Here is a 17,175-nt window from a genome sequence, read left to right as displayed (position 1 = left end):
TCTTTGCATCGGGCATTAATTTGTCTGATGCACTCCTACAATTCCCACTAATGTGGTTAATAATATAAATTTTCGGAGGTAAATATGATTCGTGCATCACCCAAAAGAATACAGTAGTTTTTCTTTTTCAATATTTAAATATTTAGATGAAAGGAGAGAAAAATTTGAATGAAGTTAATTAAAAAAATGCTGTCGGTGTTCTTATGTTTGACTGTAATTATCGGCTCATTGTCTGTCGGTTTGTTTTCCGTAAGTGCTGCCACGGTTAAAGGTACTCGTGGTGCAGACGGCAAAGGTTTTAAATACAAAAAAACAGCTGAATATACTTATACAGACGCAAACGGGAAAAAGCATAGTCAGCATTATGAAGGTTGGGAAAATTTTAAGGTTCATTTTTTTGCTGCATCCGGAAAAGCCTTGAATTTTTTAGACTACACACAAAGAGCGTACTGTATTGAACCGGATAAAGCATCTGAATCACAAAGTGCTGCTACTGTAAAAAGTACATCTCAATCAGCAGCTTGGAAACAGCTAACTACTGCACAGCAAAATGCAGTTAATCTGATACTTGCTTGGGGCTTTGGCGGATTTGAAGCTGCAAAGAAAGAGAAGGTTCATTACTACTATGCAACGCAGCTCTTGATTTTTGAGATTGTTGCAGGCAAGCGTAACGCATCAACTTTTGAAGCGGTTACCGGTAAGCCGTTACTTACACCTGCAAATACAATGACGGCTACGAGTTCGGCAGAAACTACGCTTGCGAATGTCACAACAGCATACAACAATATGGTGTCTTGGTGCAAAAAGTCGGTGCGAAATCCGTCATATACAGCATCATCACTCAGTTCTGCTAAGTCGTATCAAATGTCATATAATCAATCAAACGGACAGTATTCAATCACTTTGACTGATAAGAACGGTACCGCTTCAGTAACTAAAGCATCCGATGTAATCGTCAGCAATTCAAATGTTAAGGTCAGCGTAAGCGGAAATAAGATTACATTCACTTGTTCCAAAAATCTTGGTACGACAGTTAATGTGACAATGAAAAACTCTTTTTTGAAGGAATATGGAATCAAGAACAAAAACAGTTTGTATTTAATTACAAGTAATACCTATGCATCATATCAGACTTTTGCTCAGGGTTCTAATTATGCAGTTAAAGACGGATATGTTAAGTTGACATTTCCAGATGTTGTCAAGCTGCAACTTCACAAATCATCATCAAACAAAGAGCTTACAGCCGGCAACGGTTGTTACAGCTTGTCGGGAGCTGAGTATGGCATATACACAGACAAAGCTTGTACCAAAAAAATCGGCAGTATTACAACAAATGCAAGCGGTTACGGCAGTTACAGTAAATATGTTGACGCATCAGCTTCTTACTATGCCAAAGAAACCAAAGCACCAAAAGGCTATGAGCTTGACGAAACTGTTTATACATTTGTGAATTCAGGCAAAAAAGCCGCAGACGGTACAAAAATTTATAGCTTTAGCTGTACTGACGACCCCGTAAATGACCCTGTCGGCATTATTCTCCAAAAGAAAAACGCAGTAACAGGCGAAACAACAGCTCAGGGTCTTGGCGGTGCAGTTTTTAGCATTGAATATTACGCACAGGAAATTGACAAGGACTATGATGTCAAAGCAGATGAAACCGCTCCTGCACTTGATAGCAAAAACCTTAAAAGGACTTGGTATATTCAGACTGATGAAGATGGATATTGTGACCTGAACAAAAAATATCTTGCTTCGGAGTACAACTCTGATGATTTTTTTACAACCATTATAAGTGGAATAGAGCTAATCACCATTCCCATAGGAACAATTGTTATCAAGGAAGTCAAAGCTCCTGACGGCTATTCTCTCAGTAATATAGCTTTTTACAGAGTAATTACTCAAGAGGGTGCAAAGTTTGCACAGGACACAAACACCCCTATCAATGTACCGATTAATGAAATGCCTGCAAAGGCATATGTGGGCATTAACAAGCTTAATCAGTCAGGTATAGGTGTTGCAAATGCTGTATATGGCTTGTACTCTGATTCAGCTTGTGCAAGCTTGTATGACAAGCTCACAACAAATGCTGACGGCAAGGGTACTTTTGCAAAATCAGTAGATGTCGGCAAAACATATTACATCAAAGAAATAACCGCTCCGACAGGCTATGAGCTTGACGAAACTGTTTATCCCGTCATTACAAATGAGGAAAACTCAACCGTTGAAACAGCCGTTATTCAGACGATTTACGAAGATGCCGTAAAAGCTGACCTCAAAATCAAGAAGTCATCGACTGACGGTATTGTTTCAAATTTGTGGTTTGCAATATCAGATAACCTCGGCAACGAGTACAACGCAGTTTCAACCAACAAAAACGGCGAAGCGACTGTTAAAGGTTTGAGGGTATATGACGATAAAGGCAACAAGATAACCTATACCGTCAAAGAGCTTGGCTTTAAGACTACTTTGGGTGCTCACAGCTATGGCGGTTACACTTGGACGATAAAGAAAGAAAATGCAATCAGCTACAAAGGCTCATATTATGAAGGTGTTTCAAATGCCGTATTCAGCAATTGTGAGAATGCTTATTCAAGATACTACTATGGCAAATCATCAGAAGCAAAATCCAACGCTAACGGTAAGTCATTTACACTTGACGAGAGCAAAACCGTTACATTCAGCTTCCAAAACTCAGTTCCCGAAACAGATTTGACCGTCAAGAAAACTTCCTACAACGGCAAAGTATCAGGTGTGTGGTTTGAGGTACAGGACGAAAACGGCAAATATTATGGCGATATTGTTACAGATTCTACCGGAACAGCTAATTATTACAGCAGGTACGGCGAAAAACTCAAAAGCTGTCTGACCGTTCCGAACTCAGCAATTTGTATCCCTATAAAATATAAAGTTGTCGAAAAAGGTTTTCTCGGCGGAGGCAGTTACTACTTCCCCGAAAATTACCTTGAAAAGGCTGAATCAGAGTTTAAGACTGCCAACAAATACGGAACAACATCAACGCTTAATTATTCCGTGTACAACGCTCCTGCAACCGGAAGTATTAACATCAATAAGACTTCCGAGGACGGAGTTATCGAGGGTTTGAGTTTTAAGCTTGAGTCTTTTGACGATGAACGAGAATACGGCGATGACCTTATCCCTACCCCTATGGCTTATGATGAAGACGGCAACGAAATTACAAGCTTGATTTTAACGACCGATGCGAACGGTAAAGCAAGTACAGACAATGAGCAGTTCTATGATGTCAACGGTAATATAATTGACGGAATTCTGCCATATGTATTCAATCAAAACGGTTTTCAAATTACTTACAGGCTTACCGAAATCGGCATTAAACAGTCAGACGGAACATACAAGTTTCCGAGCCGTTATGAACTGAAAGATGCAGTTGAATTTACAATCTATGATACCGATGAATACAACTATACATATGATTGTGTAAACACCATAAAAACAGGTTCGTTACAGGTTCAAAAAACATCTGAAGATGATGTTGTGGACGGTTTGTATTTTGAAATAAGCTGTGTTGATACAAGGTTTAACGAAAAAGTAAGCACCGACCTTGAAGGTTTAAGTCCTGAAATCTCAGATTTGCCGATTTATAACAGCAATGACGAATTGCTTAAATATAAAGTAACCGAACTCGGTGAGCTTAACGAGGATGGTACTTATTCTTTACCGTATAAGTACAACAAGCCAAAAAGCGTAACAGTTACGCTTAATTCAGATACCGTAGTTTTTGCAAATATCAAAAACACGCTGAAAACAGGCTCGGTTAAGCTCACAAAAACAGACGGCACAAAAGCTCTTGCCGGATCAGGTTGGCAGCTCTACAAGTCAGATGACACACCCGTCAGATGCATTCAAAACGGCACAGGTAGTTATATGTACCTCTCTGAATCTGAATCTGCAACTGACTGTATGGCAACAAACGGCACTCTGTCAATCCGTAAACTGCCGGTAGGAGATTACTATTTTGTTGAGTCTGTAACTCCGTCAGGCTATATGCCATACGGTAAAAAGGTTGAATTTACAATTTCAGCCGACAATGAAAACACACTTAACATGTCTTTAACCGTTGCCGATAACAAATCCGTGTTATTCCAAACAGGCGGCGGTGGAATTGCTCCGTTTTACTTCGTTGCCGTGGCACTCGGAGCAATGGCTATAATTTTCATCTATGACTACCATAAACACGGTAGCAAGAAATATAAAAAATCACGAAAGGAAAATCAAAAATGAAAAAGAAAATCACACGAATTATGACAGCTATGGTACTTGCCGTTATGATGGTATTTACTGCAATTCCGTTTGCAAGTGCCGCAACAAACAACAACGCTCTTGATGAAACAAAGAAGGTTTCATTCACGCTCAATTGTTCTAAGCCCGGCTATACCTTTACGGTGTACAAGGTAGCGGAACTCAAAACAACTGAAAATCCGTATAAGACAGGCTATGATTCACTCATTCCTTCAATATCTGATGAGATTTTAAGCGGAAAGACATCGAATGTTCTCTCAGCTCTTGACGGTCTTTCTTCAATCCCGTCAACTGCTTCAACCGTTGGCACATTTACTACTTCGGCAACATCTGTAAAAAAGACTTTTTCAAGCCTTGCTCAGGGTTTGTACTACATTAAGGCTACGAACTTTCCTGCCGGTGTAAGAAGTGTTACAAACTCTGTTGTATCGCTCCCATACTACAATAACGGTTGGGTTTACAGTATCAATGATATTGACCTTGCAACAAAGGTAAATGACGGTGATGTTGTAACAGGCAAGACTATCACTAACAGCACAAAGGATAATGTTAATTTTACCGATGTAAGCCTTGGTGACACAGTAAATTTTGAAATCAAGTCATCGACTGCCGGTTCAAGCGAAATGAAACTTAAATCATATACCGTATATGATGAAATGTCAGCAGGACTTACTCTTGATAAAGACAGCGTAAAGGTTGCACTTCTCAACGCACAGGGACAGAAAGTAAACGAAACAGACCTTGCTCCATCTGATTACACTCTCAATGTAACCTCAGAAGTTGATGGTAAAGCTACAACATTTAATGTAGCTCTCACAAACACTTATCTCCAGAAAAATGACTTTTATGCAGAGGGTGTTACTTATACATCTGTAACTTATTCAGCAAAGCTCAATAAGTACGCTGTAACAGGAAAGACAGGCAACCCAAATACAGAAACAAAGCTCGTTTATTCTAACAAGAACGGTGTTGAATCAGAAGTAAACGGTAATACAGTTTATGTTTACTCTTTTGCAGTTACAACTAACAAGACAGATACAGCCGGCAAGGCTCTCGAAGGTGCAGAATTCAGCCTTTTTAAAACAGAAGAGGATGCAACTGCTCTTACAAATGCCATTGCAAGCGGTGTTTCAGACAAGACAGGCAAGGTTACTTACTACAACACAAGTAAAGAAGAAATCAAACTTGCAAGCGGTAAATATTATATTGTCGAAACAAAAGCTCCTACAGGCTACAACATCTACGGTAAGGTTATTCCGGTAACTATTGATGTTACATACGGTGCAACATTTGTTGACGGTTCGTACATCACAAACTGCCCGACAGACGGTACAGCAAGCGTTGATGTTAAGGATACAAAGGTTGTTGTTCCGCAGACAGGCGGTGTAGGAACAGTTATGTTCTACATTCTCGGCACAGCTTTTGCACTCGGCGGTATTGCAACATTGCTCATTCGCAGAAGAGTAAAAGCTACAAACAAGTAATTTCACATTAAACAGAAAGGAGTACAGCACATTGAAAAAATGCAGAAGCAAATGCACCTTGATAATAGGAATAATTTTTATGACTGCATCACTCTGCTTTGTGCTGTACCCTTCTGCATCAAATGCTGTCAATAGTTTTTTCGCCGCAGCCACAATTAACAATTATGCCGCATCTCTTGACAGCATTTCAGCAGCCGACAGGTCACAGTACTTGTCGGCTGCTGCTGAATATAACAACAATTTATCAGAACTTATCAATGGCTTTTCTTACGATACAGACAGCGTGATTGACGGATATGACGATATTCTTAATTTTGGCGATGGACTTATAGGTTACATTGATATACCAAAAATCAATGTTAAACTGCCGATTTACCACGGTGATACAGACAAAGTGTTGGAAAAAGGTGTTGCTCATCTGCCAAATACAGCGTTTCCTATTGGAGGTGTGGGCAATCATTCTGTCTTGTCTGCACATACGGGTTATCCAACGCAAGTGTTTTTTGACAATCTCAACGAGCTTGAAATCGGTGATGAAATCAAGGTATCCGTACTTGATGAAACGCTTACCTATGCTGTAACAGCAAAAAACATTGTTAAGCCCGACAACATATCGTTACTGTCAGTTGACGAAGAAAAAGACTTATTAAGCCTTATAACTTGTTATCCATACGGTGTAAACAGTCACAGACTTATTGTGACTGCTGAAAGAGTAAAGGATACAGCTGCATCTGATACGGCAACAAAAACCGAAAACAACAATAACGGAAGTTTTGATTTTATTATTGCAGTAATTGTTATAACCGCAATTTTGGCAATTTTAGTAATTGCTGTGTCCATAAAAAATAAACGAAGGAGGAAGTAAAATGCCTGATATTACAAATGATTTTGATAATAATCCAAATACCGATGAAAGAAAACAGCGAGATGAAGATGTCAATAATGACAATCTCCAACCCGAACAGGCAGAATCCGAACCTGAATTGCTTGACCAAACGAAAAGCAAAGAATTTTCAATACCGATTTTTGCAAAGTTGTATGACAGGTGCAATCTTAAGATTGATGAGCTTAACCTTAAAAACGATAAGCTCAACATAAAAAAGGTTCGCAGTGCCGAATTTGTTTCAACGGTTGAATCAATGAGGAATGTTGTACCAATGCCTGTGTATAAGGCATTGTCTGTTCTGTCGGCTGAAAGGCGACAGAAAATAGTAAATATCAATGAGAAAATCCATTCTCATAAGCTGAACATCAAATCGAATGAGCAGAAGATTTTGAAGCAGCAAAGCCGTGCTGATAACTGCAAAAAAATCAATAAATTTCTTGATAATATGAAATTCCCTGACGGCAGGAAAGAAAACTTTGTCAAAGGTATGCAGGAATACAGGACGATGGCAATGAGGACAACCTCTGAAAAATTTGATAATACTCAGAGCAAACTTGATGTTGCACTAAAAGCATACGGTCAAACTCATTATATGTCCGAAAAACTCAAACTACGAAAACAAATCGACAAGCTCACCAACAAGAAAGCTAAGCTGATAAACAAGCTCAAGGCTCTTAATGAGTGGTCAGATAAGTTTGAATCGGTTAAAACTATGCCCGATAAGGAAACTGACAATATTATCAGCAAGAGCTGTCAGAACATTGTTGATGAGTTTACAACCAACCCACAGGATTTAAAAAAGCAGGCTGATGTAATCGTTTTATCTGCTGCAAAAGCTGTGACCGAAGAAAATTATCTCAAAAATGCCGAAATGTCGATTGAGGACGATTATGACAGCATTGACGGTATTATCAATAACGGCAATAAGCAAGAGGAGTATGACAAAGCGGCAAAAACTCCAAATAAGGAACATAATGCCGAGAAACAACCGAAGCAACCGAAAAAGCCCCTGATTTCTCGCAGTCAGATAAAGCAGAATGCGGACAAGATTGCAAAATCAGAACATCGTGAACAGGGACGGGAAGCAAAACAGGAAAGGTGATCATATGTACAAAAGGAAGTGGCATCCCAGTAAATCCGCAAAGGCAGAGTTTAAAAACAAGATGACTGAAATTGAAGATTTTTGCAACAAAAACGGTATTGACAGAAGTCTTCGCAATGACAGCTATTATTTTATGCTAAACGGTAAGAATTATCGTGTAAGCAATCACACGATTGAAGCAAGTAATGCAAAAGCATACGATGCTGTTACAGGCGAAAAAAAGCGTGATTTATATCATCCTGACGGAAGAGAAGAAGATACCGTGTACATAACAGCAAGTAAGACACGGATAATTGATATTTATAACGACCTTGCCGCAGGATATGAGCTTGACAAAAGAGGCAATCGGGTTGAGAAGATTGAAGAACCCAGGTCGAAAGCTCAGATTAAGCCGTTAATATCTCGCAGTCAGATAAAACAGAATGCGGACAAAATTGCACATACACATAACGAACAGCTTAACAACACTAAATCGAAAGAACAGGAATTATGAATATTATTTAGGGACTGTTGCATTTAGTGTAACGGCTCCTTTTGCTTTAGAGGTGAATGAAATGATTAAATTATATGGAAATGAGATATGGAACAGCAACACTCCGAATCAGTATAAAAAGGTTATTATAGCTTCTGAAAGCCAGTTTGAGAGCATAACCGATGCTCTCGAAAACGCAGGACTTAATTACTGTGGCTATATTAACAAGAACAAATCATATGTTGCGGTTGGCAGAGCTACTGTTCCGAATCTTGAAAAGTTAAATATCAGTTATGATTCAATAGTCGATTCCAACAACAGGAAATATGTAACAAACAATATCATCGGAACAACCAAATACAATGATATTGGTGATAAGATGTATCGCAAATATAATACTGATTTCGCTTACAAGGTTGCTCAAAGACTGTCAGAGCAGGATATTCCGTTTTCGGGCAGAATATTCGGTAAAAATACAACTATTACGGTTGACAATATATACAAAGATGCCATCAACGCAATTGCTCACGAAATTCGTGAGCAAAGAGAGCTTTTGTACAATGATAAAGCAGTCGAAAAAAACGAACCGTCTGCAACGGTTAAAAACAGCGTGACAGTTTCCAAAGAAGATAACACGGAAAATCTTTTTAATGCTCTTTCGGTACTGCACTATAAAGCACATCAGTTGGAGTCTTTGAATTCTACGGTTGAACTGCTCAACAACCAACCGGAGCTGATTGACACATTCAGTACGATGTTTGAAGATACTTCTGACTTTAAGCCTGAACAGTTAAATATGTTATCTATGAATTTTGTCAAGACATACTCAGGTCTTTCGGATTCTGAATTGATTCTTGCGAATACTGCTGATTTCAACGAAATTAAGCAGTCGTTCATCAACACAAATCTTGCCGATAAGCTCATTGAAAATCATGGGTATTCATATGCCCAGTCAGAACTTATAAGAGATATGGTTGATATGGGTATAGATTACGACACAATCAATTTGCTTGATTATACTTTTTCGCTTACGGAAATGCAAACTTTCATAGGTGCATACAGTCGCAGTGATTATGATTCTCTTATAAATCTTGTATCTAAGGTCAAAGGTGTTACACGAAGTGAAGTGGAAGGTATGATTTCTGACGGTACATATACCCCTGCTTTACCCGACTTTAACACTCTTGAGAAAACCCTTTATTTTCAAGAGTCCGAAGCCGAAAGTATTACATATATGTACTATAATCCTGACGCATACTCCGGCGGTCAGTTTGTAATTACCGAGGTATCTTACAAACAGATAGCGGAAGCTAACAAAGAATACGGAGATGATTTTTCAGGATTCTTTGATTTTCTTGATACAACAGGCGAACAAAGGTTAATTGATATCGGCAGCGAAAGTTTCAGAACCGCTGTTAAAAAGTTTTACAGCGGTACGGAGTTTGCCGAAGGTCTTAATGCAGATATTCAGCACAAGCTCGTTGAGCTTGCAGTAGTTCCCGAAATCAAATTACCTGAAGTACGGAAAATAGAACTTATAAAGGTCGGTGATTTTTATGAAGTCAGAGGTGAGAACGCAAAAACCGTTGCAGATATTCTCGACCTTGTTTCTACAACAAGAAACATTAACGGTTCTTCAGTTGATACAGTCGGATTCCCTGATTTTAAACTGAATGATAATACTGAACTTCTTAAAACACAAGGATTTACTGTGAATATCAAATATGAGGGACTTGTAGATCTCTCGAATGAGTTTAACAAACTCATATCTGAACAGAAAAAAATTACGAGCAATGTGTCAGACAAGCATACAATAGTTATCAATGCTTTTGCCGGACCGGGTGCAGGAAAAACAACATCTTGTCTTGAAGTAGCCGAAAAATTGAAAAAGCAAGGATTTGTTACGGAATATGTACAGGAATATGCCAAAGAGCTTGTATATGACAACAATCTTATTATGCTTGACGGACATTATGAACATCAATTTGATATTCTCAAGGAACAAGTGAAGCGTATTAACCGTCTGTATGGTAAAGTCGATTTTATCTTGACGGACTCACCTGTTTTGCTTAATAATACCTACCTTAACGAAGATAAAGGTACAAATGATTATGTTACTTATTGCGAAAATGTTAAGAAAATTTATACTCTATATGATAATTTCAATTATTTTGTTGAACGAGATAAATCAGCCTTTGAAGAAGAAGGCAGAATACACAACTTGGAACAAAGTATAGTAATTGATGATGAACTAAAAAATACACTTCACAACAATCAGATTGATTTTGCTACATACACTCACTCTACGATTGACAATATTGTTCGTGACTCTGTGCTTGCTTATGCAAAGCAGCTTATAAATTTGTATTGTAATGACGAGTTTGATTCAGAAGCGGATTTTTCAGACTTAAAAAAAGTCGGAGTGGCATACACAACAACAGAAGACAGCAAGCATACTGTTGAAGCTGTTGTAAATCTTGTTGACTATAGGCTTGAAACTTATGTTGACGATAAATTGTTTAAAGAGAAAACATATTCAAGTCTTAAAGATATGATTGATAACTGCCTGTACTCTTTATCATTTGATGACCTTGTATACCTATCTGATGATGAGCTTGCACAATTAGAGCCGAAAGAGCATAGGACTGTTCCGCTTGCGGAAAACGACTATTATAATTCTGTTGTTAAACAGGATTTAAAGCGTGCATTATACCATATTGATAATGCAAAATCCGATGCCGAGCGTAATTTTTATCAGAACAATTTTGACATCAAGGTAAGAAACTATGCCGGTGCTCTGAATGTCAGCTCAGAAGAAATCGTTAATCAATTTAATTCAGAAAATGAAATCGTCCCGATAAACGAGCCTGAACAAACTGAGTCTGTACAGGAAATAATTCGTCCGACAATTACTTGTGATTGGAGTGAAAGTCCGGTATTTGAGAACGGCAAAACATACTCTGTTTCTGAATTTGATAAACTTATGAAAAATGCCGATGACGAATGGGTTGAGCAAAGACAGCTTGAAATTGAGGAATACGGCAGTGAAAATGCGGTTACAGAAGCATACAGAAACGGTGAACTTGACAATATTCATCTTGGTTATGAAAAAACGAAATTTATTATTAATATGCCGAACGGTACGAAATACACCGAACGGCAGGACATCGGGGACGGCATTGGCGGTGTGATTGATTTTCTTGAGCAGTATTCACAGTACTCTGCTGTTGTTAAATTGCTTAAAGATGATATTGCATTTGAAAATCGTAGTAATGAGTTATTGAAACCATTACTTGCTTTTGATGAGCAAGTTGCTATAGTCAACGAGTTTTTTGACTATGAAAAGGCGTGGCATAATGTTGATGACGGAATTTCTGAAATTGCTGAAAAATACAGAAACGGTGATAATATTGATGTTGAACTTGCAAAGCATTTCATAAACCATTACACAAATCTTAATAGTGCTGAAATTACAGATGATTATGAAATTCAGATTACAAGTGATGGTGTGTCAATTCAAAACAGTCAGTTTTTTCAAGCTTACAACTGGGATACTTTAGGTACACACTATTTCAAATATCTCTACGATACATTCAACAGTATAAAAGAAGAACAGGCTGCCGAATATCCTGAAAAAGAGAGTGCAGCAGAAGAAATCAACAACAATACAGAGTTGCATAGTGTTGATGAGCTTGCTATGCAGCTTGAAAATGACGAAAAGTCAGCTTCTGAGAAATCTTCTGTAGGTAAAAACAATTTTATTTGGACATCGGCAGACGAATACGCTCCGGTAACTTCTCAACCCACCTTGTTTGACAGTATGCCTGTATCAGATGTTTCATCTGATGAAACCACCTCTCACGAAAACTATGTACTTGAAGACAGAGAATCTGTTACTGGTGCTAAAACTAAGTACCGTAACAATATAACCGCTATCAAAGTTTTAAAACAAATCGAAGCTGAATACAGAACAGCAACACCCGAAGAACAGAAACAGCTTTCCTTATACAGCGGTTGGGGCGGACTCGCTAATGCATTTGAATCAGATAATGACAAGTGGAAAAATGAATATTCCGAACTGAAAGAATTGCTTACTGATGACGAATATACCGCAGCAAGGTCATCTGTACTTGACGCATTTTTTACCGATAGCGTAATCATTGACAGCATTTACAAAGTTATGCAAAATGCAGGTTTTAAAGGCGGAAATATACTTGAGCCGGCTATGGGCATCGGTAATTTCTTCGGCAGACTGCCCTCGGAATTGCGTGAAAACAGCAAGTTATACGGTGTTGAAAAAGACAGTCTGTCGGGCAGAATAGCTCAAAAGCTGTATCCGCAGGCTGACATAACGATTGACGGATTTGAAAATACTCATTTTCAGGATAACAGCTTCGATGTTGCAATCGGTAATATTCCTTTCGGTGATTTTGGAGTAATTGATAAAAAATACAGTTCTCAAAATCTCAAAATTCACGATTACTTCTTTGTGAAATCACTTGATAAAGTGCGTGACGGCGGTGTTGTTGCTTTTGTAACATCCAAAGGTACGCTCGATAAAAAGGACAGCTCATTTCGCCGAGCTTTGGCGGAAAAAGCGGATTTAGTCGGAGCTGTCAGACTGCCGAATAATGCTTTTAAATCAGAAGGAACGGAAGTTACTCCCGATATTATCTTTCTCCAAAAGCGTGCTGCACCACTTGAAAATATCCCATCTTGGGTAAATGTGGGAACAACCGAAAACAGTTTATCAATCAATAATTATTTTATTGAACATCCTGAAATGGTTCTCGGTGATATTGTTCAAGGCAACAAGCTCTACGGACGAACAGATGATACAATGTGTGTACCGTTTGCTGACGGTAGACCATTATCAGAACTGTTACCTGAAGCTGTAAAAAATATTGTATTTACCTATTCACCGGCAAAAGAGGTAATATCGCCTGTTTCTAAAACAGAAGCTGTTATATCAAAACCCGAAGGACTTCGTTCACAGAGCTACTATAAATCAGGCAACGAGATTTATTTTTACGGCAGCAATTCCGCAGGAGAATTAGTTACTGTGTCGGCTAAGGATTTACTTGATAAAAAGTACACAACAAAAAACATTGACAGACTTACTGCGTTTATGGAAATCCGTGATACTTTAAGAGAACTACTTGAGGTGCAACAGCACGATAACAATGATGCGGAAGTCGAACAATTGCAGCATAGGCTTAACACAATCTATGACAACTTTTATGATAAGTACGGTCTTATACATAGCAGATACAACCGTAATATTCTCGGATTTGACGGAGCGTATCAGCTTGTGGCATCTCTTGAGCAGGACTATGATAAAAATACCTTGATTAAAAAATCGGATATTTTCACTCAGCGTGTAAATGTTCCGAAACCGCAGATTGAACATATTGATACTGCATCGGAAGCTCTTGCCGTTTGTATCGCCGAAAAAGGATATATTGACTTTGATTATATGAGTAATCTTACCGATATTGACAAAGCAAGTCTTGAAGAAAGTTTGCGTAATAACGGTGAAATATATCCTATACCTATGAATACGGAAAATAATGAATATACATATCAGACCGCATCAGAATATCTATCAGGCGATATATATGCTAAACTTGATACAGCAGAATCCTATGCTGCTGTTGACAATAATATCTATAGAGCTAATGTTACTGCTCTTAAAGCAGCATTACCTACTCCGCTTAAAGCAGGAGATATTGATGTTAATCTCGGAGCTACTTGGATTGCTCCAGAATACTATGAGCAATTTATGTACAAGTTGTTTGAAACACCTCTTTTCAATCGTTCTGACGGCATTTTTAAGGACAGTAAAATATCTGTAGAATACTCTGAATATTCCGGTAAATGGTTTATTTCACACAAGGCAGCAGATAAATCTGTAACTGTAACAAAAACATACGGAGCTTGCGGTTATTCGGGATATCAAATTCTTGAAGCAGCTCTTAATTTATCAGAGCCAAAGGTATACAAAGATAAGCTTGACGAGTACGGACGGATTATGTTTGATAAAAATAACAAACCAATCCGAGTGATTGATGTGCCGGCAACTCAGGTTGTTCAACAAAAAGCGAATAAGATACGCAGAGAGTTCAAAAACTGGCTGTTTAGCGATCCCGTAAGACGGTCCGATATAGTTGATACATACAATCGTACTTTTAATTGTATTAAACCACGAGAATATGACGGCTCACACCTTACTTTTCCGGGAATGAATTCAAATATTGAACTGCACGAACATCAGAAAAATGCAATAGCTCACGCTATTTACGGTGGTAACACTCTGTTTGCTCATTCAGTCGGAGCCGGCAAAACTTTTGAAATGATAGCAACGGCTATGGAATGTAAACGGCTCGGTTTGTGCCACAAATCCTTGTTTGCTGTACCGAATCATCTGACAGAACAGGTGGGAGCAGACTTTTTGAAGCTCTATCCCAATGCAAACATATTGGTTGCAACAAAAGATGATTTTAAGGCTGAAAATCGTAAAAGACTGATGAGCAAAATTGCGACAGGCAATTATGATGCGGTTATCATCGGTCATACTCAACTTAAAATGCTACCGTTATCACCTGAAAGGCAGGAAAATATTTTCAAAGAGCAGATTGATAATATCGTTGCCGGTATTGCCGAACTAAAATACCAAGAAGGCAATTCTTTTAAGGTCAAGGATATGGAACGAACTAAGCGTAGTCTTGAACAACAACTTGAAAAATTACAATCAAGTAAAAAAGACAACACGGTGTACTTTGAGGAACTCGGTATTGATAAACTCTTTGTCGATGAAGCACACGAATTTAAGAATTTGTTCTGTACAACAAAACTGCAAAATGTTTCGGGTATTTCTTCGAGGGCATCTCAGAGAGCAACAGAGTTATTCGCTAAGTGCCGTTACCTTGACGAAAAAACCGGCGGTAAGGGTGTTGTATTTGCTACAGGAACTCCTCTCTCTAACAGTGTAACAGAACTACATACAATGATGAGATATCTCAACTATGATTTCCTTGCAAGTCATAATAATATGCAAAACTTTGACAACTGGGTATCTACATTTGGCGTACAGAAAAAAGAATATGAGCTTGCTCCTGCCGGCAACAAATTCAAGGAACGCACACGCATTGCAGAATATGCAAATTTACCGGAACTTATGTCAATGTTTAAAACGATTGCAGATGTCCGCACGGCTGATACTCTTAACCTTAAAGTGCCTGACTGTGAATTACACATTGTTGATGTTGAACCTACAGAATTACAGACTGAACTTGTTGAAGAATTATCAGACAGAGCTGATGAGGTCAACAACGGTTCCGTTGATCCGTCACAGGATAATATGCTCAAAATTACCGGTGACGGCAGAAAGCTCGGTCTTGACCCCCGACTTATCAATCCGTCATTTGAAGATGATCCCGGTACAAAACTTAATGTTTGTGTCAATAATGTTTTTGATATTTACGAAAAAACAAGCGACAAAAAGCTGACACAGATTGTATTTTGTGATTTGGGTGTTCCGAGCAAAAACTCATCTGCTGATGGCAATAAAGATGACGATACAAAAAGTGTGGCAGAACTTGACTCGCTTGAAGAGTCAGGAAAGTTTTGTGTGTATGATGATATTAGAGATAAGCTGATTGCAAAAGGTGTATCGGCTGATGAAATAGCTTATATTCACAACGCTAAAAGTGAAACCCAGAAGTCTGAGCTTTTTGCAAAAGTCAGAAGCGGTGAGGTGAGAATTTTACTCGGCTCTACGGGTAAAATGGGAACAGGCACAAATGTACAGGACAGGATCATTGCTCTGCACGATTTAGATGTTCCGTGGCGACCGTCCGACCTTGAACAAAGACGAGGAAGAATGGTTCGACAGGGTAATATCAACGATAAGGTACATCTTTATCGTTATGTTACAAAAGGAACTTTTGATGCCTACAGCTATCAGCTTTTAGAGAAAAAGCAGAAGTTTATAAGTCAGATTATGACCTCGAAAGAGCCCGGCAGAAAATGTGCAGATGTTGACCAAGCTGCATTGACTTACTCTGAAATCAAGGCTCTTTGTACAGGCGATGAGCGTATCCGTGAAAAGCTGACTCTTGAAAACAGAGTAAAAGAATTGCAGGCACTCAAGTCTGAATACAACAGCACACGATACGAACTTGAGGACAAGGTGAACGCTTATCCCGAAGAACGCAAAAAATTACTTCTTGATATAGGCAATATCAGCAAGGATATGGAAACGGTAAAAAACATACCTTTTGATGTCAAAACTGAAAGTTATCGGGTTAAGATTACTATAGGAAAAGATGCTTACTCACTCTTAGATGATGAATCAAGAAAAGTAGCTGCAAAAGCATTAACTAACGCTGTAGCACAGGTCAAAGGGGATGCTAACAAGAATAAGAGAATCGCCATAGGGGGACTCGGCAACTTTGGTGTTGAGATAATCAATGACGGATATTTCCTTGATAAAATAACCGCAACTCTTCGTGGTAATTATACTTATTCAGTTGAACTGGGCGTATCAAGTATTATAAATCTTAAAAAGATTGAGAACTTGCTTTTTAAGGTTGAAAATGTTCTGAATGATAAAAAATCAGAACTCAATAAGCTTGATATTGACTATAAGACTGCACAGAATATGCTTCACAAGCCGTTTGAGTTTGAGGATGAACTTAACAACAGTACAAAAAGGCTTGATGAGTTGACAACTGCCTTAAACATTGATATGTCAGAACACAAAGTAGATAAACCCAAAAAGACTCATTATTTTGGTAAGGATTTTATTCTTGGAAAAAACAAATCATCAAAGCAAATACAGAACAATGAAGTTATGAAATCAGAACCTAAAAGGAGTGAACAAGAGTTGTGATTATAATAGCTTGAAACGGCTTTAAACAGCTCTTTATTCCGATTTTGCGGTAGATAAATA

Annotated in this window: 6 protein-coding genes; all 6 read left to right on the top strand. The window is 38.4% G+C overall.

What is annotated here, in order from left to right:
- The first annotated feature begins 168 nt into the window (after positions 1-168).
- The 6 genes from ACLU24_RS12415 (at position 169) to ACLU24_RS12390 (ending at position 17,115) form a co-directional block, all read left to right on the top strand.
- A complete protein-coding gene (locus ACLU24_RS12415) occupies positions 169-4,260 on the top strand; it encodes a SpaA isopeptide-forming pilin-related protein (RefSeq protein ID WP_412612989.1) in 4,092 nt (1,363 codons plus the stop codon).
- Positions 4,257-5,762 carry a SpaH/EbpB family LPXTG-anchored major pilin gene (locus ACLU24_RS12410; protein ID WP_118101877.1) on the top strand — a complete coding sequence of 502 codons (1,506 nt, stop codon included), beginning with the start codon at positions 4,257-4,259 and terminating at the stop codon, positions 5,760-5,762. The genes ACLU24_RS12415 and ACLU24_RS12410 overlap by 4 nt, the downstream gene beginning before the upstream one ends.
- 31 nt (positions 5,763-5,793) lie before the next feature.
- A complete protein-coding gene (locus ACLU24_RS12405) occupies positions 5,794-6,627 on the top strand; it encodes a class C sortase (protein WP_412612988.1) in 834 nt (277 codons plus the stop codon).
- 1 nt (position 6,628) lies between these two features.
- Positions 6,629-7,750, top strand: coding sequence for a DUF4316 domain-containing protein (locus ACLU24_RS12400; protein ID WP_412612987.1), 1,122 nt, complete (start codon positions 6,629-6,631; stop codon positions 7,748-7,750).
- Positions 7,751-7,754: 4 nt separating this feature from the next.
- A complete protein-coding gene (locus ACLU24_RS12395) occupies positions 7,755-8,243 on the top strand; it encodes a hypothetical protein (RefSeq protein WP_303665706.1) in 489 nt (162 codons plus the stop codon).
- Positions 8,244-8,304: 61 nt separating this feature from the next.
- A complete protein-coding gene (locus tag ACLU24_RS12390) occupies positions 8,305-17,115 on the top strand; it encodes an LPD25 domain-containing protein (protein ID WP_412612986.1) in 8,811 nt (2,936 codons plus the stop codon).
- Positions 17,116-17,175 lie beyond the last annotated feature (60 nt).

The organism is Pseudoruminococcus sp., assembly GCF_047012705.1.
Taxonomy (GTDB): Bacteria; Bacillota; Clostridia; order Oscillospirales; family Acutalibacteraceae; genus Pseudoruminococcus.
The sequence above is the reverse complement of the archived record's forward strand: the minus strand, read 5'-3'. Positions and strand labels throughout refer to the sequence as shown.